General features: G+C 62.3%; 19 protein-coding genes. 9 read left to right on the top strand and 10 right to left on the bottom strand.

Annotation, left to right across the window (positions count from 1 at the left end; all coding sequences use genetic code 11):
• Window positions 1–82: 82 nt before the first annotated feature.
• From mnmG to ACYQ4W_RS05720, 5 genes are all read right to left on the bottom strand, one after another.
• A complete protein-coding gene (gene mnmG, locus ACYQ4W_RS05740; protein ID WP_459853888.1) occupies window positions 83–1,996 on the bottom strand; it encodes a tRNA uridine-5-carboxymethylaminomethyl(34) synthesis enzyme MnmG in 1,914 nt (637 codons plus the stop codon).
• 11 nt (window positions 1,997–2,007) lie between these two features.
• Window positions 2,008–3,234, bottom strand: coding sequence for a M20 family metallo-hydrolase (locus ACYQ4W_RS05735; RefSeq protein ID WP_459853885.1), 1,227 nt, complete (start codon window positions 3,232–3,234; stop codon window positions 2,008–2,010).
• An 87-nt stretch (window positions 3,235–3,321) separates the two neighbouring features.
• Entirely contained in the window at window positions 3,322–3,612 is a 291-nt protein-coding gene (locus tag ACYQ4W_RS05730; RefSeq protein ID WP_459853883.1) for a PxxKW family cysteine-rich protein, read from the bottom strand.
• Between the two features lie 125 nt (window positions 3,613–3,737).
• Window positions 3,738–4,487, bottom strand: a complete 750-nt coding sequence (locus tag ACYQ4W_RS05725) for an MTAP family purine nucleoside phosphorylase (protein WP_459853880.1) — start codon at window positions 4,485–4,487, stop codon at window positions 3,738–3,740.
• Between the two features lie 12 nt (window positions 4,488–4,499).
• Entirely contained in the window at window positions 4,500–5,009 is a 510-nt protein-coding gene (locus ACYQ4W_RS05720; protein WP_459853878.1) for an adenine phosphoribosyltransferase, read from the bottom strand.
• Window positions 5,010–5,097: 88 nt separating this feature from the next.
• On the opposite strand from ACYQ4W_RS05720, the gene rsmA reads away from it, so the two are divergent.
• The 9 genes from rsmA to cbiB all read left to right on the top strand — a co-directional run bounded on the left by rsmA (window position 5,098) and on the right by cbiB (window position 14,312).
• Window positions 5,098–5,910 carry a 16S rRNA (adenine(1518)-N(6)/adenine(1519)-N(6))-dimethyltransferase RsmA gene (rsmA, locus tag ACYQ4W_RS05715; RefSeq protein WP_459853876.1) on the top strand — a complete coding sequence of 271 codons (813 nt, stop codon included), beginning with the start codon at window positions 5,098–5,100 and terminating at the stop codon, window positions 5,908–5,910.
• Window positions 5,911–6,118: 208 nt separating this feature from the next.
• Complete coding sequence (locus ACYQ4W_RS05710) at window positions 6,119–6,391, top strand: HU family DNA-binding protein (RefSeq protein ID WP_305571986.1); 273 nt, start codon at window positions 6,119–6,121, stop codon at window positions 6,389–6,391.
• 15 nt (window positions 6,392–6,406) lie between these two features.
• A complete protein-coding gene (locus tag ACYQ4W_RS05705; protein WP_459853872.1) occupies window positions 6,407–6,586 on the top strand; it encodes a hypothetical protein in 180 nt (59 codons plus the stop codon).
• Window positions 6,587–6,747: 161 nt separating this feature from the next.
• A complete protein-coding gene (gene rpsU, locus ACYQ4W_RS05700) occupies window positions 6,748–6,951 on the top strand; it encodes a 30S ribosomal protein S21 (protein WP_305571985.1) in 204 nt (67 codons plus the stop codon).
• A complete protein-coding gene (locus ACYQ4W_RS05695; protein ID WP_459853870.1) occupies window positions 6,948–7,394 on the top strand; it encodes a GatB/YqeY domain-containing protein in 447 nt (148 codons plus the stop codon). Before rpsU ends, ACYQ4W_RS05695 begins: the two co-directional genes overlap by 4 nt.
• 13 nt (window positions 7,395–7,407) lie before the next feature.
• Complete coding sequence (locus ACYQ4W_RS05690) at window positions 7,408–9,714, top strand: endonuclease MutS2 (RefSeq protein ID WP_459853868.1); 2,307 nt, start codon at window positions 7,408–7,410, stop codon at window positions 9,712–9,714.
• 27 nt (window positions 9,715–9,741) lie between these two features.
• On the top strand, window positions 9,742–11,517 hold the full coding sequence (gene dnaG, locus ACYQ4W_RS05685; RefSeq protein ID WP_459853866.1) for a DNA primase: 1,776 nt from the start codon (window positions 9,742–9,744) through the stop codon (window positions 11,515–11,517).
• Entirely contained in the window at window positions 11,514–13,274 is a 1,761-nt protein-coding gene (gene rpoD / locus ACYQ4W_RS05680; protein WP_459853864.1) for an RNA polymerase sigma factor RpoD, read from the top strand. Before dnaG ends, rpoD begins: the two co-directional genes overlap by 4 nt.
• Window positions 13,275–13,343: 69 nt before the next feature.
• Entirely contained in the window at window positions 13,344–14,312 is a 969-nt protein-coding gene (cbiB, locus tag ACYQ4W_RS05675) for an adenosylcobinamide-phosphate synthase CbiB (RefSeq protein ID WP_459853861.1), read from the top strand.
• Between the two features lie 111 nt (window positions 14,313–14,423).
• Here the strand turns inward: cbiB and proC are convergent, their stop codons facing one another.
• The 5 genes from proC to ACYQ4W_RS05650 form a co-directional block, all read right to left on the bottom strand.
• Window positions 14,424–15,218 (bottom strand): pyrroline-5-carboxylate reductase, encoded by a 795-nt coding sequence (gene proC / locus ACYQ4W_RS05670; RefSeq protein WP_459853859.1) that lies wholly within the window; start codon window positions 15,216–15,218, stop codon window positions 14,424–14,426.
• Window positions 15,219–15,222: 4 nt separating this feature from the next.
• Window positions 15,223–15,642, bottom strand: coding sequence for a nucleoside-diphosphate kinase (gene ndk / locus ACYQ4W_RS05665; RefSeq protein WP_459853857.1), 420 nt, complete (start codon window positions 15,640–15,642; stop codon window positions 15,223–15,225).
• 159 nt (window positions 15,643–15,801) lie between these two features.
• Window positions 15,802–16,779, bottom strand: coding sequence for a flagellar motor switch protein FliM (fliM, locus tag ACYQ4W_RS05660; RefSeq protein ID WP_459853854.1), 978 nt, complete (start codon window positions 16,777–16,779; stop codon window positions 15,802–15,804).
• A gap of 176 nt (window positions 16,780–16,955) precedes the next feature.
• On the bottom strand, window positions 16,956–18,155 hold the full coding sequence (locus ACYQ4W_RS05655; RefSeq protein WP_459853851.1) for a divergent polysaccharide deacetylase family protein: 1,200 nt from the start codon (window positions 18,153–18,155) through the stop codon (window positions 16,956–16,958).
• A 12-nt stretch (window positions 18,156–18,167) separates the two neighbouring features.
• The gene (locus ACYQ4W_RS05650) at window positions 18,168–19,478 is read right to left on the bottom strand and encodes a S41 family peptidase (RefSeq protein ID WP_459853849.1); all 1,311 of its coding nucleotides are present in this window, start codon (window positions 19,476–19,478) and stop codon (window positions 18,168–18,170) included.
• Window positions 19,479–19,515: the final 37 nt, after the last annotated feature.

The following is a 19,515-nucleotide window of genomic DNA, read 5'->3' as shown; positions in this document are numbered from 1 at the left end:
GTCCTCGAAGACCGTTTTTGCAGGTTCTGCGCTGATATTGAGACTGCGCAATGTTTGAAATTAGTGGTCCGGAGCGGTAATGTCAATAATCCCCGCTGGACGAGACATCTTGTTCCTTGCGCCCGCGCTTGCGCAGGGCGATCTCCAGGCAGCACACCGCGGCGGGAGTGATGCCGGAAATGCGTCCAGCCTGGCCCAGGGTCGCGGGACGTATGCGCGTGAGCTTTTCAACCGCCTCTGTCGTCAGGCCGGACACAAGACCATACGCCATGTCCTGCGGCAAGGCCGTGTCCTCCATGTCACGACTGCGTGACACCCGGTCGGCTTCACGGGTCAGATAGCTCTCGTAGCGGATCTGCGTCTCCACCTCGCGCAGCACTTCCGGCGATTCCTGCGCAATGGCGGGCAGAAAGGGCTCCAAGGCCTCGATGGACAGCTGGTGCTGGCGCAGCAGGGCGGAAAGGCTCACGGCCTTGCCCGGGATGGCCGCGCCGATTTGCGCCAGCAACTCCCTGGTGGGCGCATCGGGCCGCACATGCACGGCCTCGAAGGCTTCGAGCAGCATGGCGATGCGCCGCGCCTTGGCCGCAAACCGCGCCTGCCGCGCTTCGTCCACAAGGCCCAATTCCCGGCCGATGGGCGTGAGGCGCGCATCGGCGTTGCCCTCGCGCAGCAAGAGCCGGTATTCCGCGCGCGAGGTGAACATGCGGTAGGGCTCCTGGGTGCCCATGGTCACCAGGTCGTCCACAAGCACGGCCATGTAGGCCTGGTCGCGCCGCAGCAGAAAAGGCGGCAGGCCGGCAAGGGCGCAATACGCGTTCAGCGCGGCCCAAAGCCCCTGCGCGGCCGCTTCCTCGTAGCCGCTGGTGCCGTTGATCTGCCCGGCCATGTAGAGTCCTGGCAAGGGTTTCGACTCCAGGGTGGGCAGAAGCTGCGTCGGCGGCGAAAAATCATATTCGATGGCATAGCCGGGCCGGGCGATGACGGCGCGCTCCAGGCCGGGAATGGTCGTGAGCAGCAGCTTCTGGATGTCCAGCGGCAGGCTTGTGGAAATGCCGTTGGGATAGACCTCCGGACTGTGCAGCCCCTCGGGCTCGATGAAGATCTGATGCCGTTCCTTGTCCGGAAAGCGCGCGACTTTGTCCTCGACCGAGGGGCAGTAGCGCGCGCCGGTGCCCTGGATGACGCCGGAGAACAGCGGCGAGCGCTCGAACCCGGTGCGGATGGCCGCGTGGGTGGCCGCATTCGTATAGGTCAAATGGCAGGGAACCTGGGGCAGGGGCACGCGGTCGCTGAGAAAGCTGAAGGGCGTGGGCGGATTGTCGCCATGCTGGGGCGTCATGGCCGCAAAGTCGACGCTGCTTTTGAGCAACCGGGGCGGCGTGCCGGTTTTCAGCCGGCCAAGCTCGAACCCGTGGCCGCGCAGGGAGTCGGAAAGCCCGGTGGCCGGGGCATCGCCCAACCTTCCGCCGGAAAAATGCGCCAGGCCGATGTGGATGAGGCCGGACAGGAAGGTGCCGGTGGTCAGCAGCACCGCGCGGGACCGGAACTCCTGGCCCATGCGCGTGTGCACGCCGCTGGCCCGGCCCTTGTGCGCAAGCACCTCGGTGGCCATGTCTTGGATGATCCAGAGGTTCGGCTGGGCGAAGAGATCGGCCTGGACCACGCGCAGGTATTCCGCGCGGTCGATCTGTGCGCGGGTGGAGCGCACTGCCGGGCCTTTGCTCTGGTTCAGCTGCCGGAACTGAATGCCCGCAGCGTCGGCCCAGAGGCCCATGCGACCGCCCAGGGCGTCGATCTCGCGCACCATGTGGCCTTTGGCCAAGCCGCCGATGGCCGGATTGCACGAGAGATGCCCGATGCGGTCGAGGTTGCTGGTGAGGAGCAGGGTTGCAAGGCCCAGCCGCGCACTCGCGCTTGCCGCCTCGCACCCGGCGTGGCCAGCGCCCACCACGATGAGGTCGAAAACCTCGGGCAGGGCTCGGGGAATGTCCATGGGCAGGGCCCCTACTCGTCGAAAAGCATGGCCGCCATGACCTTGGCGTCCTTGATGCTGCACGAGATGGACGAGCGCTCGTTGGGCTGATGCGCGTTGTGCATGAGCGTGGCCCACACCGCGGCCTTGTGCCCGGCGCGGCGCAGGTATGCGGCCACAGTGCCGCCGCCGATGCCCTGCAGCTTGGGCTCGTTGCCGAACACCTGGCGCACGCGGGACACGAGCCGGGTCACGATCTCGCTGTCCGCGGGCGTGGGGTCGGCGGCCTGTTCGCTCTGCACGTACTCGTAGCGGATGGCGACGCCGAATTCGCGCTCCACGTCGTCGCCGTATTCCTTGATGGCCGCAACAACGTCTTCCAGGTCATAGCCGGGCATGACGCGGCAATCCACGTAGAACACGTCGCGGCCGGGAATGGTGTTGATGTTCTCCACATTGGCTTCCTTCTTGGTCGGCTCGAAGGTGGAGTAGGGCGGATCGAAAAGCGGGTCCTGGCGGTCGAAGCGCTGGTGCAGTTCGGGAATTCTGGTGATGAGCTTGGCGGCCGCGACAAGGGAATTCTTGCCGGCCTTGGGCGTGGAGGCGTGGCACTGCTTGCCTTCCACGATGACCTTGAGCCAGAGCATGCTCTTCTCGGCAATCTCGATCATGGTGGAGGTGGGCTCGCCGAAGTCCGGCACCAGGAAAAGGTCGTCCGGTCCGAAGAGCTCCGGGTGCTTCTGTACCACATAGTCCAGGCCGTACTTGCTGCCGGTTTCTTCATCGGCCACAAGGAGCACGCCGTAGTTCATGTCCGGGGTGATGTTCAGCTCCAGCAGCGCCTTGGCCACGATGAGCGAGCAGACCACGCCCTGGTGGTTGTCCTCCACGCCGCGCCCGATGAGGATGTCGCCCTCGACCTTGAGCGTGTACGGATCCGAGTCCCACAAGGCCCGGTCTCCCGGAGGCACGATGTCCGTGTGCGAGATGACCCAGAAGGTCTTGGCCGTGTTGCGGCCGGGAATGACCGCAGCCAGGCTGGGCCGGTAGCCGCAGGGCACGGCGGGGTCCGGCGCGCGGAGCTCGCGCACCTCGGCGAATCCAAGATCCGTCAGGTAGGACTTGAGGTACGCCGTCTTCTCCGTTTCCCCGGGGCCGCCGTTCAGGGGGCCAAGGGCCGGAATGGCCACAAGCACGCGTTGCAGGTCGATGATGGTCTGGGCCGAGGACTCGAGGTGCCGATTTATTGCGGCGAGCATGGGAGGCTCCGTGGTGCCGGTTGCGGCATGTGCCGCGGGTTGAAAAAGAAAAGGCGGGGTTGCCCCCGCCTCGTCGTCTCAAATGGGCTAGCGACCCCTGGCGGCGCGCTTGGACGCCTTCAGCGGGTTGACCTTGGTCTTGCCTTCCTTGTCCACCGTGGCTTTCACGTGGGTGGCAAAGTTGCAAATGCCGCGCGTCCACTTCTTGGAGGGATCGGCATAGGTCGGGCAGTAGGTTTTGTCCTCAAAGGGGGTGACGCGCTCGCAGCCGGCGCAATTCTCCACCACGGGGGACATGATGAAGCCTTTGAAGGACAGGCCTTCAGCGGTCATGACAGCGCCGTCGAGGGCGCTGGCCTTCTTCTTTTCTTCAGCCATGGGAATGTTCCTCCTTGTCCGGCGAGCGCGGGCTGCCAGATTGTCATCAAAAAATAGAGAGCGGTTCTTTATTCACGGAAGGCACGGATTGTCAAGCGCCAGAAAGCCCTTTCCGGCGTGATTCTCTATGCCACCTTGCCAATGGCCTTGATGAGCACGTCGGTGACCTTCTGGGCGTTTTGGCGGAAAATGGCCAGGATGTCGTCCCAGGTCACGGGCGCCTCGTCGGTCTTCCAACAATCGTAGTCGGTGCTCATCGCCACAGAGGCATACGGGATTCCGGCCTCGTTGGCTAGGATGCATTCAGGGGCGACGCTCATATTGATGACGTCGGCTCCGAAGAGCCGGAACATGTTCGATTCGGCCCGCGTGCTGAAGCGCGGACCTTCGATGGTGATGACCGTGCCGCGCGTGTGGTGGCGGATGCCGAGTTCTTCGCAGGTGGCGTTGAGCAGGGCGCGCAGCGAGGCGTCGAACGGTTCGGCCATTGGGCAGTGGATGGGCTGGTGCGGTTCAAACGTCTCGTGGAAGGTCACGGCGCGGTGCCTTGTGAAGTCGATGAACTGGTCGAGCACCACGAGGTCGCCACGGCCGATCTCCTCACGCAGGGAGCCCACGGCCGTTGTGCTCAATATCGATGTGCAGCCGAGCTGCTTCAGGGTGTCGATGATGGCCCTGAAATTGACCTGGGAGGGCGGAACCGTGTGCTCGCGCCCATGCCGGGCAACGAGGCAGATGGTGTGTTCGCCTATTGACCCCACGCGCACGGGCGAAGGCAATTCGCCGTACGCGGTGGCAACGCGCTGATCTTTGGGATTCTTGAGGATGTCCGGGTTGTCGAGCCCGCTGCCGCCGATGATGCCGATGGTCGCCATGTACGTTCGTCCTTACAGCTTGAGCAGATATTCGTGGGGAATGCCTTCGAGCTTGCTCGGGCCGTCCAGAAAGCCCAGCTCGATGAGGAAGCCGATGCCCGCGACCTCGGCGCCGGAGCCCTGCACCAGCTTGATCATGCCGTTGGTGGTGCCGCCGGTGGCCAGCAGGTCGTCGATGATCAGCACGCGGTCACCGGGCTTCACCGCATCGACATGCATCTGCAGGCTGTCGGTGCCGTATTCCAGGTCATAGGTGACGGACTTGGTCTTGTAGGGCAGCTTGCCGGGCTTGCGCACGGGAATGAATCCGACATTGAGCTTGTATGCCAGCGGAGCGCCGAACAGGAATCCGCGGGCTTCGGCGGCGACGATCTTGTTCGCGCCGGCGTCCTTGTAGCGCTCGGCCAGGGCGTCGATGGCGTAGCGGAAGGCCGCCGGATTGGCCAGCAGGGGGGTGATGTCGAAAAAGGTGATGCCGGGTTTGAAATCCAGCACGTCGCGGATGTAGTCTCTCAGATCCATTACAGATGCTCCTTAATATGAGGATGCAGGGTTTTACCGATTGATTAAAGCGGTTGTCAACCGGCCCAGCTGTTGGTAGGTCAAGCTTATGAAGAATTCTGAACATGTTCCCGGCGCATTTGCTCCGGCCAAGCGAAGCCTGGGGCAGAATTTCCTGTGCGACCAGAATATCGCGAGGAAAATCGTCGATGCTCTCGATATCGCCCCGGGCGACAACGTGCTGGAGATCGGTCCCGGGCGCGGGGCCTTGTCCGAGCAGGTGGTGCTGCGCAAGCCCGGCCGTTATATTGTGCTTGAGATGGACGACGCCCTTGCCGGGGCGCTGGAATTGAAGCACCCGCAAATCGAAGTGGTGCGCGGCGACGCCCTGGAGTACGCGTGGTCCGGTCTTGCCGAGGCGGACAAGTGGAAGATCGTCGGCAACCTTCCTTATAACATCGCTTCGCCCCTCATTTGGGATATTGTCAGCTTGGCGCATTTTGAGCGCGCCGTGTTCATGGTTCAGCTCGAAGCGGGGCAGCGCCTGGTGGCCCACAGCGGCGGGCGCGACTACGGCGCGCTTTCGGTTTTTGTGCAAAGCCATGCCCGTGCCGAGATGCTGTTCAAGGTTCCGCCGCAGGTCTTCCGGCCCCAGCCAAAGGTCACCTCAGCCGTGTTGCGTTTTTTTTCGCATCCCGACAGGCCCTCCGCTCAAGAGGCGCAACGCTTATCGGCCACACTGCGCCTCTGCTTTCAGATGCGGCGCAAGCAACTCGGTACGATACTGAAATTAAAAGATTTTTCAAACTACGAAGCCCTGCTTCGCTCCCTCGATATAAACCCGATGCAACGCCCGGAGACGCTTGAACCAGAACGGTTTCGCGCTTTATCAAAAGTATTGCCGCTTGATTTTCTTGCTTGACTTGCCTTTTGCTTTGGTGTTTATCCAGGTTCAGTCGCATATCGAGGCGGGTGCTGGGTTTGGCACCTCCTGGCGGCAAATGAGGAAATGAGGAAGGAGCGCCCGGGTTACTCCGTCTGCCATAACGGACAAGACCACCATGAATTTCACGGCAGATTCGGATAATTCGGGCCGCAAACAGTGACCCACCAATGAGGAGGAAGGACACATGACGAAGGCTGAGCTGGTTGTCAAAATTGCTGAAAAGGCCAACCTTACTAAGGCCAATGCTGAACGCGCCCTGAATGCTTTCATCGGTGCTGTTGAGGACGTCCTGGTGAAAGAAGGCAAGCTGACCCTTACCGGTTTCGGCACCTTCCAGGTGGAGAAGCGCAAGGCTCGTGTCGGCCGCAATCCCCGCACCGGCAAAGAGATCAAGATTCCGGCCACCAAGGTTGTCAAGTTCCGCCCCGGCAAGCTGTTGAAGGACGCCGTAAAGTAAATCTGGAGGCCTCCTATGCTTCGCGGTGAAACTGTTCACAGCCCATTGCCCCAGGATCTTCCCTGGTTTCAGGCTGACCATGCGGTGTTTTTTGGTGTGTTGTACATCGTGCTGTTCGTTATCTGCGCCGGGATGGGCTACTGCATCCTGAAGAGCTGGTTCGACAGTTGCGGCGAAGGCCACCAGTCTCACTAGACCAGTCTGAAAAGCGGCTTCGATAGTGCGAATACGGACCCTTCCGGCGCAAGTCGGGAGGGTCCGGTTTGTTCTCTCCTAATTCCCTTGCAATCGTGAGGGCGTTGGGGTAGGGAATTCGTCTGCGTTTTTGATCAGCACCATTTGGGGAGGTGATTCATTTGCCCGGTATTTTGTTGGATGACAGCGACAACTTCGAAATCGCCCTGCGTCGTTTCAAGAAGCAGGTCGAAAAGGCCGGCGTCCTCTCCGAGCTGAAGAAGCGTCAGCACTACGAAAAGCCCAGCGTTCAGGAAAAGAAGAAAAAGGCGGCCGCCAAAAAGCGCCTCGTCAAAAAGATGCGCAAGTCCAGGATCGACGGATGACCATCCAAGGACGCATCGAGTCCGACTACATAGTGGCCTACAAGGCCAAAGATACGGTTCGGCTGGCTGTCTTGAGGCATCTCAAGACAGCCGCCAAAAACCGTGCGGTGGAGACCATGCGGCCTCTCACCGATGATGATCTTTTGGAGATCATCGCCCGCCAGATCAAGCAGCGCCGCGAATCCATCGACCAGTACGAAAAGCATGGCCGCGCCGAGCTTGCCAGCGTTGAAGCCGCTGAGCTTGTTGTACTGCAGGACTACATGCCCACCTCGCTCACCGATGCCGAACTTGCCGAAGCCATTGACCGCTTTGTCGCCGAGACGGGCGCCCAGGGGCCGAAGGACATGGGCATGGTCATGCAGGCTTTGACCCAAGCCTACAAGGGACGCTACGACGGCAAGAAGGCCAGCGAGGCCGTTCGCGCCAAACTTTCCTCGTAACCGGACGGCCCGCATGGAACCTAGAACCCTGCACTTGCTGGAGTTCCCGAAGGTCCTGCGGGAACTGTCGGGCTTTGCCGTTTCCGAACCCGGAGCCGCGGCCTGTCTCGCCTTGACGCCTTACCAGACCGCTGAGGCCGTGCGCAGCCAGTTGACGCTGCTTGATCAAGCCTTGCGCTGGATCCGCGAGTCCGGCTTCCGCCTTGCCGCATTTCCAGATTTCGCCAGCTTTTTCCCGGAGCTTGACGTTTCGCACCGCGTGCTTGAGCAGGATGCGCTGTATGCGCTCTCGCTGACGCTGGAGCAGGCGCGCCACGCCCGCGACTTGCTGGAGCCCTTTCAGGAGCGCGGCTGGGATGAGCTTTTCGACGCCGTAGCCGGCGCTCCCTGGCCGCAGGCCACATGGTCCGGCCTCAAGCGCTGCCTGGACCAGGACGGCCGGCTCAAAGACGAAAGCTCGCCCGGACTTTTCTCCGTCCGTCAGGAGATCCGCGGCATCCACCAGAAGTGCACCAAGCGCGTCAAGGACTTCGTTCTTGCGGAAAACATCTCGCAATATCTGCAAGATGAGTACATCACTATTTCTTCCGACCGCTATGTGCTGCCCCTCAAGGTCAACTTTAAGAACCGCTTTCCCGGCATCATCCACGACTACTCGCAAACCGGCGAGACCTGCTACTTTGAGCCTATGTTTTTGGTGGAGATCAACAACTCCCTGCAGGAGCTCAAGCGCGAGGAGCGGGCCGAAGAACGCAAGGTTCTGGAGTATCTGACCGGGCTCATCCGCCAGGAGCGCCCCGGCGTTGTGGCCAGCTACGACAGCCTGGTCCAGCTGGACCTGCTCATGGCCAAGGCCAGGCTGGCGGATGCGACAAACGCCCGCGCGCTGGACATCGGCGCGGACTTGCCCGCGCGGCTCATAAAGGCGCGGCATCCGCTCCTCGCCCTGCACAACCCGGATACCCAGCCGCTGGACATCAAGCTGCAGGAAGGCCAGCTGGCGCTCATCGTCAGCGGCGGCAACGCGGGCGGCAAAACCGTGTGCCTCAAGACCATGGGCCTCATCGCGCTCATGGCCTTTTCCGGTTTGCCGGTGCCCGTGGCCGAGGGCTCGTCCTTGCCGCTGTGGACCAACATCTTCGTTGTCCTGGGCGACGAGCAGAGCCTTGAGGAGCACGTCAGCACCTTCACGGCGCAGATCCAGTACATTGCCCGCGTGTGGGACCGCGTGGACGACAAGACGCTTTTCCTGCTCGACGAGTTCGGCGCCGGCACGGATCCCACCCAGGGCGCGGCCTTGGCCCAGGCCGTCATCGACGGCTTGCTCGACCGTGGCGCGGCCAGCTTTGCGGCAACGCACTTTCCGGCCCTCAAGGCCTACGCCCTGGCCACGGAGCGCGTGCGCGCCGCCAGCGTGCTGTTCGATCCCAAGACCAAGAAGCCGCTGTACCGCCTGGCCTACGACCAGGTCGGGGCCAGCATCGCCCTGGATGTGGCCCGGGAGCACGGCCTGCCGCGCGCCATTCTTTCCCGCGCCGAGCAGTATCTGCTCCTCGACGGCTCGGACACGAGCGCCGTGCTGGACCGCTTGAACACCCTGGCCGTGCGGCGCGAGCAGGAAAACGACGCCCTTGCCGACGAGCGCGCAGCCCTGCGCAAGAAGCGCGACAGTCTTGAGGCGCGCTATGAGAAGGAGCGCGTCAAAGTGCTTGCCGAGGTGCGCGAACAGGCGCAGAGCGTGTTGCGCGAGTGGAAGACCGAGCGCATCGGCCGCAAGCAGGCGCTGAAGAAGCTCGCCGAGGTGCGCGAACGTCTTGAGCCCACGGCGCGGGAGGAAGCGGAGCAGAGCGCGCCGATGCTCGAATGGGCTGATCTCGCTCCGGGCCAGCGCGTGAGCTACAAGGCCTGGAACAAGGCTGGCGTCGTTCTGGAAAAGGACGAGCGCAAGCGCCAGGTGAAGGTCGATTTTTCCGGCGTGGCCATGTGGGTGGCCTTTGCCGAGCTGACCCAGGACGGCAAGAGCCCGCGCAAGGCCGAACGGCAGCAAGGCGCGGGCGGCGTCAGCGCCGATCTGGGCTTTACGCCGCGCATCGACCTGCGCGGCCAGCGGGCCGATGAGGCCATCGCGGCCTTGGAGCAGTTCTTGGACGCCTCGCTTCTGCGCGGCGCCACCGGCGTTGAGATCATTCATGGCCGGGGCACGGGCGCCCTGCGCAAGGAGATCCATGCGTTTCTGCGCACGGCACCTGGCGTCGCCTCGTACACTTTGGCCAACGAAGACCGCGGCGGCGACGGCATGACCGAAGCGACGCTGAAATAGCGCCGGTTCACTGGGGAGAGAGGGCGAATGGACAAGCAGGTCATCCAGACGCTCAAGCAGCGGCTCAACATCGTGGACGTCGTGCGGCGCTACGTGTCGTTGCGTCCTGGCGGCGGGCGGCAAATGGGCCTGTGTCCGTTCCACCAGGAAAAGACGCCGTCCTTCAGCGTCAACGAGGCCGAAGGCTTTTTTTATTGCTTCGGGTGTCAGGCCGGTGGCGATGTCATTGATTTTTATCAGCGCGTCAACGGTCTGGAATTCAAGGACGCGCTCACGCAGCTTGCCGCGGAGGCGGGCATAGAGCTGACGGCCTTCAAGCCCGACCCGGAGTATGACGAGCGGCAGACGCTGAAGCGTCGCTGCCTGGAGATGCACGAGGCCGCGCAAGAGTATTATAGCCGGAACTTGAACGTGGCCACGGGCGATGTTTCGCGGGCCTATTTGCGCAAGCGCGGCATGACACCGGAGATCGTTGCCGCCTTTGGCCTGGGCGCAAGCTCGGACGACTGGCAGGGCTTGGCCACGTTCCTGAAGGGGCGGGGCTTTACGCCCGAAGAAGGCGCCCTTGCCGGACTGCTTTCAAAGAACGACCGCGGGAAGATTTACGACCGCTTTCGCAGCCGTCTCATTTTCCCAATTCAGAATTTATCAGGTCAGGTTATTGCCTTTGGTGGAAGAATACTTACAGATGGTGAACCCAAGTATTTAAACAGCAGCGACACGCCCATCTATAAAAAGGGGGAACACCTCTACGGCCTCTTCCAGGCCCGCCAGGCCATGACCCGCAGCAAGCGGGCAATATTGACGGAAGGGTACATGGATGTGCTGTCGCTGCACCAGTTTGGATACACGGACGCCTGCGGAGTCCTCGGCACCGCGCTCACGCAAGACCAAGTGAAGCGCGTGGCTGGTTTTTGCTCGCGCATGGTTTTGATCTTTGACGGAGACACGGCCGGCCGCAAGGCGGCATTGCGCAGCGCGGAAATGATCCTGCAATACGGCGTTTCGTGCAGCGTTGTGCTTATGCCCGATGGCGAGGATGTGGACAGCCTGCTGCAAAGCAAAGGCAACGAGGGCCTGGATGCCTGCCTCAACGCCGCGCCAGACGGACTCGACTATTGTCTTTCCGTGGTGCGTGAGGGCTATGCCCCGCGAGAAATTGTCGGCTGGGCTAATGGGTTTTTGGCGCATTTGGCCGATAACTCCTTGCGGCCGTTCTACATACCGCGTCTGGCCCAGGGACTTGGCCTTGCCGAGTCCGACCTGCGCCGCTTTGGCGGAGGACAGGGCAGGCTTGGCAACGCGGCGGAGCCGACGCAGCGGACGCAGGCACAGCCGCGATCCGGCGGCTTCACAACTCCGGCCGCCACGCAGCAGCGTCAGCCGGCAGTGGGACGCGACGAACGGGACGACCGCTATTTTCTGCGCTTTCCCATCCAGTACCCGGAATACATACCGGAGCTGGTGAAACGCGGATTTGAACGCCTGTTCGTGACGGACTTCGGCCAGGATCTTTGGAAGAAGCTTGCCCAGGCCAGAAACGGGGACGTGGTGCCTCTTTTGGACGAAGCGGAAAAAAGCTTCTGGGCCAGGACGAGAAGCGAGGAGAAGCCGGAAGGCGACGACCTTGCGCAAGAGTGGGAACACGTGTGCGAACGCATCGCCCAGGCGGGCGTGAAGCATACGCGTGAACAACTTATGGAACAAATCCGCCTTGCCAGCCAAAACGGCGATGCGGAAGAATTAAAACGGCTCATGGCTGCCTTGACTGATCTCAATGCCCCCAGCAGGGAGGAAGAATGAATAATCTCAAAGAAATCCAGCAAATCAAGCTCCTGATCGCCAAGGGCAAGAAAAACGGATTTCTGACATTTGAGGAAGTGGGCAAAACGCTCCCCACGGAGATGAACACCCCCGACCAGCTCGAAGAAGTGATGAGCATCTTCGACCAGATGAACATCGTCATCGTGGATTCGGAGGAGAACGGCAAGAAGCTGACCTCTGAAACCGCGGACACGGACGAGGAACTCGATCTGGTTCCGAGCGAGGGCGACGATGCTGCTGACTATTCCTCCCGCAGCACCGACCCCGTGCGCATGTATCTGCGCGAAATGGGCGCCGTGCCGCTTCTCGACCGCGAGGGCGAGGTCGTCATCGCCAAGAAGATCGAAAACGGCGAAATGGAAGTCCTCTACGCCTTGGTCGAGGTGCCTGTCGCCATTGAGGAGCTCGTCCAGGTGGGCGAGGACCTCAAGAACATGCGCATCAAGCTCAAGGACGTGGTCAAGACCATTGAGGAGGACGACCCCACCGAGGACGAGATGAACCAGCGTCAGCGGGTCATCTTCCTGCTCGACGAGGTCAAGGCGCTATTCAAGAAAAAGCGTAAGATCTACGAGAAGCTGGACGCCTGTGCGCAGCTCGACCGCCGCGTTACCGGCGTGCAGAACGAGATCCTCTCGTATAAAGAGGAGATCGTCACCCGCCTGCGCGACATCAAGATCGAAAAGACGCTCATCGACCGCATCATTGAGACGGTTTCCGACTACGTGCGCCAGATGCACAACTGCCAGCGCGACCTCTCGGCCTACATCCTCTCCGTGGGCAAGAACCGCGACGAAATCGTGCGCATCTTCCACGGCGTGGACGACCGCGACATCAATCCGGTCAACGCGGCCGACATGCTGGGCATGACCGTTGAGGAGTTCTTCTCCTTCAAGGAAATGCTCTCCGGCAAGATGGAGATCATCACGCGGCTGCAAGACAAATGCTGCCACAACGTGGACGACCTTGAGGAAGTGCTCTGGCGCATCAAGCGCGGCAACTTGGCCGCCATGCGCGCCAAGCAGGAGCTCATCCGCGCCAACCTGCGCCTGGTCGTGTCCATCGCCAAAAAGTACACCAACCGCGGCCTGCAGTTCCTCGACCTCATCCAGGAAGGCAACATCGGCCTCATGAAGGCCGTGGACAAGTTCGAGTACCAGCGCGGCTACAAGTTCAGCACCTACGCCACGTGGTGGATCCGCCAGGCCATCACCCGCGCCATCGCCGACCAGGCCCGCACCATCCGCATCCCGGTGCACATGATCGAGACCATCAACAAGCTCATCCGCACCTCGCGCTATCTGGTGCAGGAGCTCGGCCGCGACCCCTCGCCGGAAGAAATCGCCGAGCGCATGGACTACCCGGTGGAGAAGGTCAAGAAGGTGCTCAAGATCGCCAAGGAGCCCATCTCGCTCGAAACGCCCATCGGCGACGAGGAAGATTCGAACCTCGGCGATTTCATCGAGGACAAGAAGGCCACGGCCCCGGCGGAAGAAGTGGTGAGCACCAAGCTCTCCGAGCAGATAGCCAAGGTGCTGGCCGACCTGACCCCGCGCGAGGAGCAGGTGCTGCGCAAGCGCTTCGGCATCGGCGAGAAGAGCGACCATACCCTCGAGGAAGTGGGCAAGCTCTTCAACGTCACCCGTGAGCGCATCCGCCAGATCGAAGCCAAGGCCCTGCGCAAACTCCGCCATCCGGTGCGCAGTTCCGTTCTGCGCTCCTACTTCGAAAGCTAGACAATCCCGCCTGGCGGGGATGGCAATCACGCCGTCCCCGCCTTTTTTCACACCCACACGGAGATCCCCGTGAAAATCCTTATTTGGACGCTGTTCAGCCTTCCGGCTCTCGCCTTTGTTCTTGATCTGCTTTTGGGCGACCCGCGCCGCCTGCCGCATCCCGTCCGGCTCATTGGCCGTTGGCTGGAGTGGCTGGAACCGCGCGCGCGCGGCTTCAAAATGAGCCTGCGGGCCTCCGGCGCGGTCTGCGTCGCCCTGACAGCCGGGCTTTCGGCCGCGGCCGTGTTCGGGCTCATGGAGCTCAAGCTCATCGGTATGGTCTTCATGGTCTACTTCGCCTACGCGGGCCTGGCCCTGGGCGAGCTGCTCGACAGCGCCCGCGACGTCGTGGAGATGCTGGAGGAGGGCAGCCTAGAGGAAGCGCGCGACGCCGTGGGCGAGCTTGTCAGCCGCACCACCACCTACATGAGCGAGCGCGAGATACGCCGCACCCTGGCGGAGACCGTGAGCGAAAACCTGTGCGACGGCTTTGTCGCACCGCTGTTCTATCTGGTCCTTGGCGGGCCCGCGCTCATGTGGGCCTACAAGGCGGTGAGCACCATGGACTCCATGTGGGGCTACAAGACCGACGAGTATAGGGAATTCGGCTGGGCCTCGGCCCGGGCGGACGACCTGCTGGCCTATGTTCCGGCGCGCCTCACGGCCTGGATGCTCATCGGCGTCGGTCGGCTCATGAAGCTGAACTGGAGGGAAGCGCGCACGCGTTTTCGCGCCGACGCCGTGAAGATGGAAAGCCCCAACGCGGGCTGGCCCATGGCGGCAACGGCTTGGCTCATGCAGGGCACCATGGGCGGCCCGGCCGTGTACTTCGGCACCGCCAAGGACAAGCCGCATCTCGGTCCGGATGACCAGGAATGGACGTTAGAGAAACTCAAGAGAATGTTTAGACTCGTTCTCTTCACCGGCATTGCGAGCGTTTTCCTGTTCCAGATGCTCAAGGTGTGCGTGACGAGCCTGCTCGGTCTGGCTGGAGTGTAGCCACCTGGGAGACGATGTTTCACGAAGCGTTTCACGCTCCTCGCCGGACAAGAAAAAGGCCGAAGGGTTTCCCCTCCGGCCTTTTTTAATGCATCGCTTGAAGCGTCGGAATCAGCCAAGCTCCACGTTGCGGTCGTATGCTTCGCGCACGGCGTCCACGATGATGCCGCGCATGGCCATGCGGTCGAAGTGCATGGTGGCGCGGATGGTGGAGCCGGCGGGGGAGGTGACCATCTCGCGCAGTTCCGCGAGGTGCAGGCCGCCTTCCTCGGCCAGTTTGGCCGAACCGCTGAAGAGCGCCTTGACGATCTCCGTGGTCTGGGCGCGCGGCAGGCCCAGGTTCACCCCGGCCTCCACAACGGCGTCCATGACGTAGAACACATAGGCCGGGCCACAGCCCGCTATGCTTGTGAAGGCGTCAAAGAGCTTCTCGGGCAGCTCGTGCACCTGCCCCAGGGGAGCAATGAGCGCACGGACGAAGTCGCGGCGCTCGGCGTCCAGGCTGGGGTCGTCGAAGCAGAGCGCGAACACGCCCGCGCCCACGAGCACCGGGGTGTTGGGCATGATGCGCACCACAGGGCAGCGCGAGCCAGAAAGCTCCATGAGCCGTTTCTGCGTCACGCCCGCGGCGATGGACAGCAGGCAATGCTCCTGCGTGAGCAGCGGGGCGATTTCCTCGACAACCGGCGCCAAATGCTGCGGCTTCATGGCCAGCAGCACGTAGCGGCAGTTTTTCACCAAGTCGGCGGGAGTGGCCTCCATCTTGAGGCCGATCTCCTGGGCCAGCTTGGACAGTCGTTCCGCGTTCGGATCACATCCATGGACCTCGATATTATGGGCGGCCAGTCTTGTGACGATGGCCGAACCCATATTCCCGACCCCGATGAAGCCGACGCTCTGTTTCATGGCGTTAGCCCACCAGTTCCAGGGAGCTGAAGAAGTAGGAGACTTCGACCTTGGCGGTTTCGGGGGCGTCGGAGCCGTGGCAGGCATTGGCCTCGATGCTCTTGCCGAAACGCTTGCGGATGGTGCCCTCGGCGGCCTTGGCCGGGTCTGTGGCGCCCATGAGGTCGCGGTAGCGGGCGATGGCGTTCTCGCCTTCCAGGCAGGACACGACCACCGGGCCGGAGATCATGTACTCGACCAGGTCCTTGAAGAAGGGGCGGGCGCTGTGCACAGCGTAGAAGCCTTCGGCCTGGGCGCGGGTCAGCTGGATCATCTTCATGCCTTTGACGGTCAGGCCAGCGTCAAGAATCATCTGGATGATGGCGCCGGTCTGTTTGGCGGCAACGGCGTCGGGCTTGACGATGGAGAAAGTGCGTTCAGTCATGGGAATGTCCTCCGAGGGAATGAGTGTAGAAAGCGGACCTTGTGATCCGCTTATTGTCGTGTGCAGGGGAAATGCACCGGTATGGCGCCTCAAGTCAAGGGCTTTGACGGAAAAGGGCCGCGCATGGCGGCCCTGAGGTGTTTTCGTGCGCGGCAGGAGCTAGAAATGCAGCTGCTCGTCCTTGATGATCTTGAAGCTTTTGTTGCCCTTCACGCGGCCGGGGATGCCGTGGAATTTGCGCACGCCTTCGATTTCGACCTCGAGCAGGTCCTCGGCGTCGGTATCAAGCAGCATGATGTCGCCCACTTCAAGGTTCAGCAACTGGCGGCCCGTGATGCGCGTGCGGCCCAGGCGCACCAGAAACTCCACCGGCGTCTCGAAAAGGCGCTCCTTGAAGCGGCTGATCCAGACATGGTCCACTTCCAGGCGTTCCGACTGGAAGGAGGCGTGCAGCTTGGAGCGAATGGGCTCCATGGTGGCGTATGGCAGGCAGCAAATGAGCGAGCCGATGGCGTTTTCAAGCTCGACTTCAAAGGTGATGACGATGACCACGTCACTCGGCGGCACGATGGCCGCGAACTGGGGGTTGACCTCGGAGCGCACGACCTCGATGTGCACCTCGTGCACCGGCTTCCACGACTCCTCCATGTTCGACAGGGCCACCTTGACGACCTTGTCGACGATGGCCTGTTCAATGGGCGTGAAGTCGCGTCCTTCCACCTTGGGCTGCGAGCCCGCGCCGCCGAAGAAATTCTCCACAAGGGCGAAAACGAGGCGCGAGTCGACCACGAGCAGGGCGTTGCCGCGCAGGGGCTCCATTTTGAAGATGGAGATGCTGGTGGGCACCGGCAGCGAGCGCATGAAGTCGCCGAACTTGCTCATGTCGATGGAGATGGGATTGATGTCGACGCGCTTGCGCATGGTGTTGGCCAGCGCGTTCGTGCACAACCGCGCAAAGCGGTCGTTGACGATTTCCAGGACCGGCATGCGGCCGCGGATGATGCGGTCCTGGTTGGTCAGGTCAAAAGGTACAATGCCGGAGTCGTCTTCGGGAATATCCGGCGTGGTTTCCACCTCGCCGCCGGAAAGACCGCGTAAGAGGGCATCTACTTCATCTTGTTCGAGAATTTTACTCATGTCCGCGATTCCTCGTGGGCCGCATGGTCAATCGGGTGGGACGAAACGTCCTGTCGGAATTGTTAAGCAAAAATCGGACCGATTCGTCACAAGCTTTAGCCTGATTCCAGGCGGACTTGACGATAGCCCGAGGGGGAAGCCTTGGCAAGCCGTGATGCGCCCGTGACCGAATCGGCTCAGAGCGGCGGCAGAGAGGTCAGCGTCACCACATGCACGGAGGGATCTTTTTCCTTCAACCAGCGCTTGAGGGCCGCAAGGGTTTCCTTGTGCGGGTGGCCGATGGCGATGGCGTGGCCGCGCTCCTGCGCGATCTTTTCGACCTGGCGCAACTGCTTCATGATGGCGGCGACGTTCTGGTCGTTGTCCAAAAACACGTCGCGTTGCTGCACGCGCAAGCCCAGGTGCTTGGCCTCGGCCACGCCGACGGTGCCGGCCGTGGTGCGGCTGTCGAGGAAGAACAGGCCGTCCTCGCGCATGGCGGAAAGGGCGGCGCGCATTCCGGCCGTCGATTCCGTGAACTGCGAACCCATGTGGTTGTTCAGGCCGATGGCTCCATGCACGCGCTTGACCGCGCGGCCCACCTCGGCCTTGATCTGCTCGGCGGTCATGGTGACGAGCAGGGGGTGCGGCCCGGGCGCGACCTTCGGGTAGCCCTTGGGCTGCATGGGCAGATGGATGAGGATTTCGCGACCCGAGGATTTGGCGATCTTGAGCACCTCTTCCCGGTGCCCGCTGTCCGGCCAGATGGAGAAGGCCACGGGAGCGCCAAGCTGAGAAAGCTCTCGCGCCATGGCGACGTCCTCGCCCATGTCGTCGATGACGATGGCCACGCGGCCCTTGGCGGACTTGGCCGGCGGTTCCGGACGGGCAGGCGGTTCGGCGGGCACGTTCAGGCGATGCGTGGGCAAGCCGTCGATGGCGATGTCCCAGATCTCCGGTCCCACGCGGGTGAGCTTGGCCGAAGGCACCAGCGCCGCCAGTTCCTTGACGAAGCGCTCGTGCAGGGCGCGGCTGTCCACTTGCGGCAGGCGCAGGGTGGTGAAGGTGTATTGCTGCTTGTTGTGCTCGCGCTGCTCCGTGGAGACGACCTGCAACGAGGCGAGGTCAGCCTGCTGGGCCTTGAGGGCCCGGTGCAGCGCCTCCTCCACAAGGGCCACGCGGTGCTCCAGCTCGCCCGCGCGGGGGGATGGCTTTGTGGCGTTCTCCGTGGGCGGCGGTGGCGTGGGCTGGAACAGACGGCCGAGAAAGAAGCCCCCGGCCAAACTGAGGATCAGGGCCAGTGCGATCCAGACCGGAGCGTTGCCTTTGCGCTTTGAAGAAGAAGGACCAGGCCGGGAGCTTCCAGCCTGGTCCTTTTTGTCCTTGTGGGTGGTCATGCGGTCTTTGGGTTACCGGATGTCTCGAATCTTGGGCAGGGTCTTGACCATTTCCAGACCGAGACGAAGCTGATTGTCCTTTTCCAGCATGGTGCGGGCGGTTTCGCTTTCCGCGGCCGCGCCGGCCTTGGAGCCCTTCTTGCCCTTCTTCGGGGTGCCGTTCTCCAGGTGGCGGGAGAAGTCCTTCTCGCGGAAGGTGAAGCGGTCCTTCATGTTCTTGTCGTCGTCGGACGGCGGAGCCACAAAGGGAATGGCCAGGTCGGGCACGATGCCCTCGGCCTGGATGGAGCGGCCGTTGGGCGTGTAGTAAAGCGCCGTGGTGAGCTTGATGCCGGAGCCGTCGGAAAGTGGCACGACTTCCTGCACAGACCCCTTGCCGAAGGACTTTTCGCCGATGAGCAGCGAACGCTTGCGGTCCTGCAGGGCGCCGGCGACGATTTCAGAGGCCGAGGCGGACCCGGCGTTGACGAGCGTCACCAGGGGAACGTCGACAAAGTCGCCCGCTTCCTTGTGGCCGGTGAAGTCGCGGCGGGACTGCGGGTTCCTGCCCTGGATGTAGACAATGAGGCCATCGCCCAGGAAGGTGTCTGCAACGGAAACGGCCTGGTCGAGCAGACCGCCGGGGTTGTTGCGCAGATCAAGCACGATGCCCTGGATGGGCGTCTTCTTGCCGTATTCGGCCAGCTTCTCGCGCAGCTCCTTGGTGGTGTGCTCGTTGAAGCGGGTGATGCGGCACATGAGGTAGCCCTTTTCGAGCTCCTGGGTCTTCACGCTCACGATGGGGATGGTGCCGCGGGCGATGGTGACGTCCACCGGCTGCTGCGCACCCTTGTGCAAAATGGTCAGGGTGACGCTGGTGCCCTGGGCGCCGCGGATCTTCTTCACGGCGTCATTGAGGCCCAGTTCGATGGTGGGCTCGCCGTCGATCTCCAAAATGGTGTCGCCGCTCTTGAGGCCGGCCTTGTCCGCCGGGGTGTCCTCGATGGGGGAGACGACGATGAGCCGGCCGTTCTCGGCGCTGATCTCGATGCCGATGCCCTGGAAGGCGCCGCTGGAGGAAACCTGCAGCTCCTTGAATTCCTCGGGAGACAGGAACGCCGAGTGCGGGTCAAGCTGCTCCAGCATGCCCTTGATCGAGTTCTGGATAAGCTCGGTCTTGGTCACAGGCTTAACGTAACGGGTCTCAACCATATCAATAACCTGGCTGAATCTGCGCAGGGCATCGAACTGGTCGTCTTTGCCAGCGGCCGCGCCCAGCGGTGCCGGGGCGATGGTCAGAGTCAAAAGCATTGTGAAACAGACAAACCAGATGCCTACGCGCATAGTCCCTCCGGAAAACCTTACAGGCCGGGCACCCCGT

This window comes from Humidesulfovibrio idahonensis, from assembly GCF_054657715.1.
Note: the sequence above shows the minus strand (reverse complement) of the source record. Positions and strands in the feature narration are given on the sequence as shown.